The organism is Nitratidesulfovibrio oxamicus, from assembly GCF_015731765.1.
Lineage (GTDB): Bacteria > Desulfobacterota > Desulfovibrionia > Desulfovibrionales > Desulfovibrionaceae > Cupidesulfovibrio > Cupidesulfovibrio oxamicus.
The window spans coordinates 1-7,319 of the sequence record NZ_VRYY01000072.1; the positions used below are offsets into that span (position 1 = coordinate 1).

Below are 7,319 nucleotides of genomic sequence, written 5' to 3' on the forward strand. Positions count from 1 at the left end.
CCCGCCCCGCGCCGCAGCGGGCGCAGGGTGGTCGCCCCCGCTATCTGGCGGCAGGCCCTTCCGCAGCGCCGCGATTGCGCAGCAGCAGCCACAGCCCCACGCCGAACAGCGGCAGGCACAGCACCTGCCCCATGGTCAGCCAGCCGAAGGCCAGGTAGCCCAGTTGCGGATCGGGCTCGCGCACGAATTCGACGGCAAAGCGGAATATCGCATACAGCACGCCGAACAGGCCGGATACCGCGCCCACCGGGCGCTTGCGCCCGGAAAACCACCATACGGCGGCAAACAGCACCACGCCTTCCAGCGCGGCCTCGTACAGTTGCGAGGGATGGCGGGGGAAGGGGCCGCCGTCGGGAAACACCATGGCCCACGGCAGCGTCGTGGGCGCGCCCCACAACTCGCCGTTGATGAAGTTGCCGATACGGCCAAAGAACAGCCCCGGCGGAATCAGCGGCGCCACGAAGTCCACCACGGACAGGAATTCGCGTTCTGCGCGCCGGGCGTACAGCCACACCGCGAACAACACCCCCAGCAACCCGCCGTGGAAGGACATGCCCCCGTGCCAGATCTGGAAGATGGCGGCGGGCTGGCTGACGTAGTAGGCCAGGTCGTAGAACAGGATGTAGCCCAGCCGTCCCCCCAGCACCACGCCGAAGATGGCCCAGGTGACCATGTCGTCCACCTGCTGCGGGTGCCAGCCGCTGCCGGGCTGCGCCGCGCGGCGGCGGCCCAGCCACCAGCCGGAGACGAAGCCGAACAGGTACATCAGCCCGTACCAGCGGAACTGCAACGGGCCGATGGAAACGGCCACGGGATCTATGCGGGGGTATGCGAGCATCTGGACTCCCGGTGATGCTTGGGTTGCGGAAAGGGAACATGCGCCGGGCACAGGGTGCCGCAGCGGCACGGCATCACGGGCTTGCGCCACTGGCCGCGCCCGGGGCGCAATACCCGAGGCTGTGGTACGACCCGCGCCCGCTTCCGTCAATGCCGGGTCACGCGGGATGCGGAGCCGCCATCATGCGGACAGCAAACAGCCACACGCCCGACCGGAAGGAACGCACCCGGCAGCTACCCGATCGACCAACTGCCGCCCGACAGCCATCCGGCAGCCGCCGCGCGCCTCCACTCACCCCGTGCATACCATGAACAAGTGCCACATACGACCGGCCTCGCCAGAACATGCCGCCCGCCCCACTCCCTTCAGCCAGTCCGGCGCACTCCACGCGCCCCATGCGTTCCACGATTCCCCGGAATCCGGCCAATTCGTGCGAAGTGCGCACAATGCTGTTGACAACCCGAGGGGTTTCGGGCAAGAACCTACTTCCGCTTGGGGCTGTAGCTCAGTTGGGAGAGCGCTTGAATGGCATTCAAGAGGTCAGGAGTTCAATTCTCCTCAGCTCCACCAGAATTTCGCAGGGGTTATCCGAAAGGGTAACCCCTGCGCCTTTTTGCGTTCCACAAGGGAGAACAGCATGGCATTCGGCACCTGGTTCACCTATTTCCTGCTCATGACGGCCATTGCGTACACGCCGGGGCCCATGACCATGTTTTCCATGTCCACCAGCGTGCGCAACGGCTTTGCCCGTACCGTGCCCGCCATCCTGGGCGGTTCGTGCGCCTACTGCGTGCAGATGGTGGTGGTGTATTTCGGGCTGGGGGCCATCGTGCAGGGCTCGGTGATGGTGTTCAACTGCATCAAATGGGTTGGGGTGGCTTATCTGATGGTGCTGGCCCTGAAGAACTGGCGCGCCGTGCCCATGGCCGGGGACGAAGCGGGCACCCGCCACGCCCCCACGCCGCGCAGGCAGTTCTGCCTGGGCTTTGCCACGGGCATGTCCAACCCCAAGTCCATCCTGGTGTTCACCGTGCTCTTTCCGCAATTCATCGAGCCCGCCCACTACACCGCGCACTTCTGCATCCTGGCGGGCAGCTTCTTCGTCATCCAGGGCAGCAGCGCGGTGTCGTACGCCCTGTTCGGGGCGCGGGTGTTCCGCTGGCTGCGGCGCCGGTCGCTGGAGCACGTCCAGCACAAGGCCACCGCCGCCATCCTGTTCGGCGCTGCGGGCATGCTGGCGGCAAGCAGGCGGTAAGGGTCCAGAACCTCACCCCCGAAGCGGGTCGCCCCCCCCCGATCCCGGCATACAGGCCCCACCGCTTCGGCATTTCGCCTTCCGCCCCATCATCCGCATCGCCCTTCCCGCTTGACGCCCCGCTCCCGCATCCTGCACACCCGTAGCACGGCACCCGCCACGTCACCGGTGCCACACCCCCTGCCATCGGAGTCGGACAGCATGGGATGCAGCCATTACGCGGCCATTTGCGCCATCGTGAAGGACGAACACCTTTCCCTGCCGGAATTCGTGGCCTATCACCACGCCATCGGCTTCGAAAAATTCATTTTCTACGACAACGAAAGCACCATCCCCGTGCGCGAAACCCTGCAGGAATACGTAACACGCGGCATCGTGGACGTGTACCGGGTGGTGGGCAAGAGCATGCAGATGCCCTGCTACACCCAGTGCATTCAGGACTATCGCGGCAAGGTGCGCTGGATCGCCTTCATCGACGCGGATGAATTCCTGATCCTCAAGCACCACGCCGACGCGCGCCTGCTGCTGTTCGAGTACGAGGCCCACGCGGGCCTCGCCGTGCACTGGGTTACCCACGGCTCCGCCGGGCATCTGGGCAGGCCGGGCGGGCTCGTCCTGGACGACTACCCGGAATATTTCACCGACAACGAGCCCGACAACCTGCACGTGAAAAGCATTGTGCAGCCCGCCCGCACAGAGTGCGCCCGCGACCCGCACCAGTTCTTCTTCGCGCCCGGGCACGGCTGCGTGGACGAGCACGGCAGCCCGGTGACCAGCGCCTTTGCCCCCTTCACGGCGGACATCGTGCAGTTGAACCACTACCTGTTCAAGTCGCAGCAGGATTACGAGGCCAAGATGCGCCGGGGCCGCGCCGACAATCACGAGTTCAGCGATCTGCGCAAGCTGGAGGGGTTCTGGCGCCAGGCCACCCGTCCCACTGCCACTTGGCGGCCCCTGCCGCACCAGCGCTCGCTGCGGCTGCGCCGGGCCGTGGATACCGGCCAACCCTATCGGGATGATCCGCATCTGGACGTGGACACCGCCTGCGTGGACGAGGCGCAACTGTACGCCACGGTGCAAAACCACCTGGCCCACGGGCGGCCCCACGCGGCCCTGCTGCACGCCGTGCTGTACCGCAACGCCCACGGCTACTGCTGGAGCGCCGGCTGGCTGACCATGCTGGCCTGGCTGGCCCTGCGCCGCAAGGACATGGTCCTGGCCGAGGCCGACAACCTTCTGCGGCACGAGCCTTCGGTGCGTTCGCACTATCAGCGCTTCTACGCGCTGGACAAACTGGGCGAGCGCCAAAAGGCCCTGCATGCGGGACGGTACATCCGCTTTGCCTGCGAAATCCTGAAGCAGACCGCCAGCCCGGAATACGCCGAATTGCGCAGGATCGACGCCAGGCGCGGCCTCGGCATCTGGTAGGCCAGGGCGGATGCCCGCCTCTCTGCCGCGCTTCTCCCCGCCAGCCACGGCGTTTCCCCCTCCCGCCTCCTCATTTTGACTGTGTGCCAACTTGCAAGCCGGGAACATCGCGCACCGTTGTCCTCACGTTCCCGTCAGCCTTGCCCTTGTCCAACGAACTTCCGCGCGCATTCACCCGACCGTCTGTCGACGGCGTGGCACGCACCCCCTGTGCGGTGCGCGAGCTGTCGGAACAGATGGTCCTGTCGGGGGCATCATTCGGCAGCTCAAGGGCGGCAAGCAGGCCGCACGCCCATACCCCGCGCAGCGAAAAAAGGGCGGGCGGCCCTTTTCCCGCCGCCGGTCGTGCGCCACCCGGCGCGGCTACATGCTGTCGTCAGGGTCATCCTGCTTGGTCCTCCCAAAAAGGACACCCCCCGGACCAGGTCCAGGGGGTGCTTTTTTTTCGCCCGGCGGGTGCACGCGGGGCGCGGGGCAGGCGGGAGCATTCATGCCCGCCCCGCGCTTTCGGACGAAAGTCCTGTCACGCTACGGCAGCATCCACTTCAGCGGGTAGGCCTGGAGCATGGTCAGCACGCAGATGAACGCGGTCATCGCGACGGAGTGCCACAGGGTGAAGCGGAACAGCTGGCCTTCCTGGCCGACCATCTTGGTGGCCGCGGTGGCGACCGAGATGGACTGGGGCGAGATCATCTTGCCGGTAACGCCGCCCGAAGAGTTGGCGGCAACGGCCAGGTGCGGATCCATGCCCACGCTGGTGGCGGTGGTGCGCTGCAGACCACTGAACAGCGCGTTGGACGAGGTGTCCGAACCGGTCAGGAACACGCCCAGCCAGCCCAGCAGCGGCGAGAAGAACGGGAACAGCCAGCCGGTCTTGGTGAAGGCGAGGCCCATGGTCGAGCTCATGCCGGAGTAGTTCATGATCTGGGCAAGGCCCAGGATCATGCCGATGGTCAGGATGGGGAAGCGCAGCTGATGCATGGTGCGGAACAGGCAGGAAATGGCCTGGCCGTAGCCATACTTGGGCATCATGGGCACCGCGGCAAGGCCGGTGAACAGGATGGCGGTACCGGCGGCGGAGATGACGTTCAGCTTGTACATGGCGCCGTACGGAGCATTGGCGGCCACGATGGGCGCGGTCTTTTCGATGGCGTTGTGCAGGCCCGGCCAGGCAAAGCCCTTGGCGGCCAGCGGGGTGAAACCGGCGCCCAGGGCTCCGTCGAGGAAGGGCTTGATTTCCGGCAGACCCCAGAAGAACACCATGATGGCCAGGATGATGTAAGGCGTCCAGGCGCGCAGGATTTCACCAAAGGAGTAGGGCGAAGGGCCGGTGACGGACGAGGGGGTTTCGTCGGGGAAGTGCCAGGTGGTGGCAGGCTTCCACACGCGCAGCAGCAGCACGAGGCCGATGATGGTGATGATGGCCGACATGATGTCGGGCAGGGTCGGGCCGTGGAAGTTCGAGAAGGCGTACTGCGAACCGGCAAAGCACACGCCAGCCACGAGCACGGCGGGCAGCACTTCGAGCGAACGCTTGAAGCCGCACATGGTCACGCACAGCCACATGGGCACGATGATCGACAGGAAGGGCAGCTGACGGCCCACGATCTGGCTGATGTGCATGGTGTCGAGGCCCGACACCTGGCCAGCCACGATGACCGGAATACCGATGGCGCCGAAGGCCACCGGGGCGGTGTTGGCGATAAGGCAGATACCCGCGGCGTACAGCGGGTTGAAGCCCAGGCCCACCAGCATGGCGGCGGTGATGGCCACCGGGGTGCCGAAGCCTGCGGTGCCTTCGATGAACGAACCGAACGCGAAGGCGATGAAGATGGCCTGGAGGCGGCGGTCATCGGTAAGGCGTGCCAGCGAATCCTTGATGATTTCGAATTCGCCGGACTCAACGGTCATGTTGTAGATCCACACCGCCGTGATGACGATCCAGACGATGGGGAACAACCCGTACGCTGCACCGTACAGGGTTGCATTGATGGCCAGGTTCACGGGCATGCCCCACACCAGGATGGCGAGCAGCACGGCCGCGGAAGTGCCGAGGGCGGCGGCGAAGTGACCCTTCGCGCGGCGCACGGCCAGCATGTAGAAAAGAACATACAGCGGCACGGCGGCGACCAGTGCCGACAAAAGAATGTTCGAGAGCGGATCGTAATTCTGCACCCAGTTCATGAAACTCCTCCCTTACGGATTATGATGAGGGCCTGCACCGGCCCCAGCCCATGGGCTTGCTCTTGATGGTCGCATTAGCCCATGGAAAAAACGACTTCAAGAAGGGAAGGCCAATCTTTTTTTTCAGACATGGCGTGTATTTTCAAGGAAAAATCATACCCATTCCGCAATATGGGACGCACACTAATTCACTGATTATACAATCAATATCTTTATTGTATTTCACGCAGTAGAAATACAATGAAATGCACACTCATATACGCAAAACATAGTAGTCAGATCCTGCCTTTATGCCTGAATACAACAATTCATGCGTGCCATTTTTCCACACCATTCTCCATCATACTGACTCTTGATAAAACGCTACGTACTGTTTTTACTCCACCCATTTGCCTTCAAGTGCTTTTTCAAGGGTTACATCTTGTCGGTATGACGTTCCGCATGCGCAGCAGGAAAGCCATCGCAGCCTCTTGTCACCGCGAAAGCTGGCGCGCTGCATGCCCCAGACATGTCCTGGCCCACAACGGACGACGGAGCGGGGCGGCGCCCCCCGGCGGCAAGACCTGCCACGGTCCGTTTGCCTTGTGCCGTGGCGGCTTGCGGGCGTGGCGCCGCGCGGGGGCGCGCACTGCCATGCATCACATGGCGTGCCTGCTCGCTATTCAATAGCGATGTATCACATCAATGCAGGAATGTGCCCGGTCATTTACGTCCGGAAAAACGGATAAATTTTTTTGGCGCGAAGCGTTATTTTTTTGCGAAACTGACCCACAGAGTGGGACAGGGGGACCACAGGAGGGGCACGGAGGGACCGCAGAGGGAATGCGCGGAGCAAAACACGCGGGCGCCGCAAAAAACAGCGGACACGCAAAAGGGGCGTTTCCGCCGTTATGCGAAAACGCCCCCAAGGGTCGCGTGGTGGGCAATACAGGATTCGAACCTGTGGCCTTTGGCTCCGGAGGCCAACGCTCTATCCATCTGAGCTAATTGCCCGCGAAACGGGACAACTATCGCTTGCCCACCGGCACTGTCAAGACATATGTGATACCGGCACCCACCGTGCCCGCAGCGTCATGCCCCGCCACGCACGCCGCAGCGCGAACACGACCGGCAGGCTCCGGATTGCCGTGCCTGTCCTTCCCGACACGGGTAAATGGCCGCCAATGTGTGACGGTCTTGAAAAAAAACGTCTCGGACGGCCTTGCAGGCATGGCGCGTCGTGCACATTTTCGATAAAAACATCCTCACCCACCCCCATTGCGTCGCCCCTCCCGCCCGACCGCCGTCCGTCCGATTCTTCCACACCGGCTGCACGGCATCGGCCCGGTCCGCATAACAGAATGCCTGCGGACGTCAGCGGGCACGGTCTGCGCCGGTCGTGCCGGTCGTGCCGGTCGTACCGGTTGCGCACACCGCGCGGCGGCATCACGCAGCGCAGGGAGGCGGGCATGATTCCGGAGATTTCATGAAACGCTTCGTGGTCGGCATATCCGGCGCCAGCGGCATGCCACTGGCCGTCACCCTGCTGCGCGGGCTGCGCAACGCCGCGCCCGCCCTGCCCGGCGGCGTGCAGGTGCACCTTGTGGTGTCCGACGCGGCCCGGCAGGTGCTGGC

Annotated in this window: 4 protein-coding genes and 2 tRNA genes; 3 read left to right on the top strand and 3 right to left on the bottom strand. The window is 64.1% G+C overall.

Annotation, left to right across the window (positions count from 1 at the left end; genetic code table 11):
* Nucleotides 1–40: 40 nt before the first annotated feature.
* Nucleotides 41–838 carry a prolipoprotein diacylglyceryl transferase gene (lgt, locus tag FVW20_RS03325; protein WP_196608289.1) on the bottom strand — a complete coding sequence of 266 codons (798 nt, stop codon included), beginning with the start codon at nucleotides 836–838 and terminating at the stop codon, nucleotides 41–43.
* 494 nt (nucleotides 839–1,332) lie between these two features.
* On the opposite strand from lgt, the gene FVW20_RS03330 reads away from it, so the two are divergent.
* The 3 genes from FVW20_RS03330 to FVW20_RS03340 all read left to right on the top strand — a co-directional run bounded on the left by FVW20_RS03330 (nucleotide 1,333) and on the right by FVW20_RS03340 (nucleotide 3,521).
* Nucleotides 1,333–1,408: transfer RNA gene (locus FVW20_RS03330), tRNA-Ala, on the top strand.
* Nucleotides 1,409–1,475: 67 nt separating this feature from the next.
* Nucleotides 1,476–2,093 carry a LysE family translocator gene (locus tag FVW20_RS03335; protein ID WP_196608290.1) on the top strand — a complete coding sequence of 206 codons (618 nt, stop codon included), beginning with the start codon at nucleotides 1,476–1,478 and terminating at the stop codon, nucleotides 2,091–2,093.
* 201 nt (nucleotides 2,094–2,294) lie between these two features.
* Nucleotides 2,295–3,521 (top strand): glycosyltransferase family 2 protein, encoded by a 1,227-nt coding sequence (locus tag FVW20_RS03340; RefSeq protein WP_196608291.1) that lies wholly within the window; start codon nucleotides 2,295–2,297, stop codon nucleotides 3,519–3,521.
* 528 nt (nucleotides 3,522–4,049) lie between these two features.
* Here FVW20_RS03340 and FVW20_RS03345 read toward each other — a convergent pair.
* Both FVW20_RS03345 and FVW20_RS03350 read right to left on the bottom strand, forming a co-directional pair.
* Nucleotides 4,050–5,705 (bottom strand): L-lactate permease, encoded by a 1,656-nt coding sequence (locus FVW20_RS03345; protein WP_196608292.1) that lies wholly within the window; start codon nucleotides 5,703–5,705, stop codon nucleotides 4,050–4,052.
* Between the two features lie 916 nt (nucleotides 5,706–6,621).
* Nucleotides 6,622–6,698 (bottom strand) — tRNA-Arg (locus tag FVW20_RS03350).
* Between the last annotated feature and the right edge of the window lie 621 nt (nucleotides 6,699–7,319).

Coding starts and splice junctions, on each gene's coding strand:
- lgt (WP_196608289.1), bottom strand. CDS start 838: ATGCTCGCATACCCCCGCATAGATCCCGTGGCCGTTTCCATCGGCCCG.
- FVW20_RS03335 (WP_196608290.1), top strand. CDS start 1,476: ATGGCATTCGGCACCTGGTTCACCTATTTCCTGCTCATGACGGCCATT.
- FVW20_RS03340 (WP_196608291.1), top strand. CDS start 2,295: ATGGGATGCAGCCATTACGCGGCCATTTGCGCCATCGTGAAGGACGAA.
- FVW20_RS03345 (WP_196608292.1), bottom strand. CDS start 5,705: ATGAACTGGGTGCAGAATTACGATCCGCTCTCGAACATTCTTTTGTCG.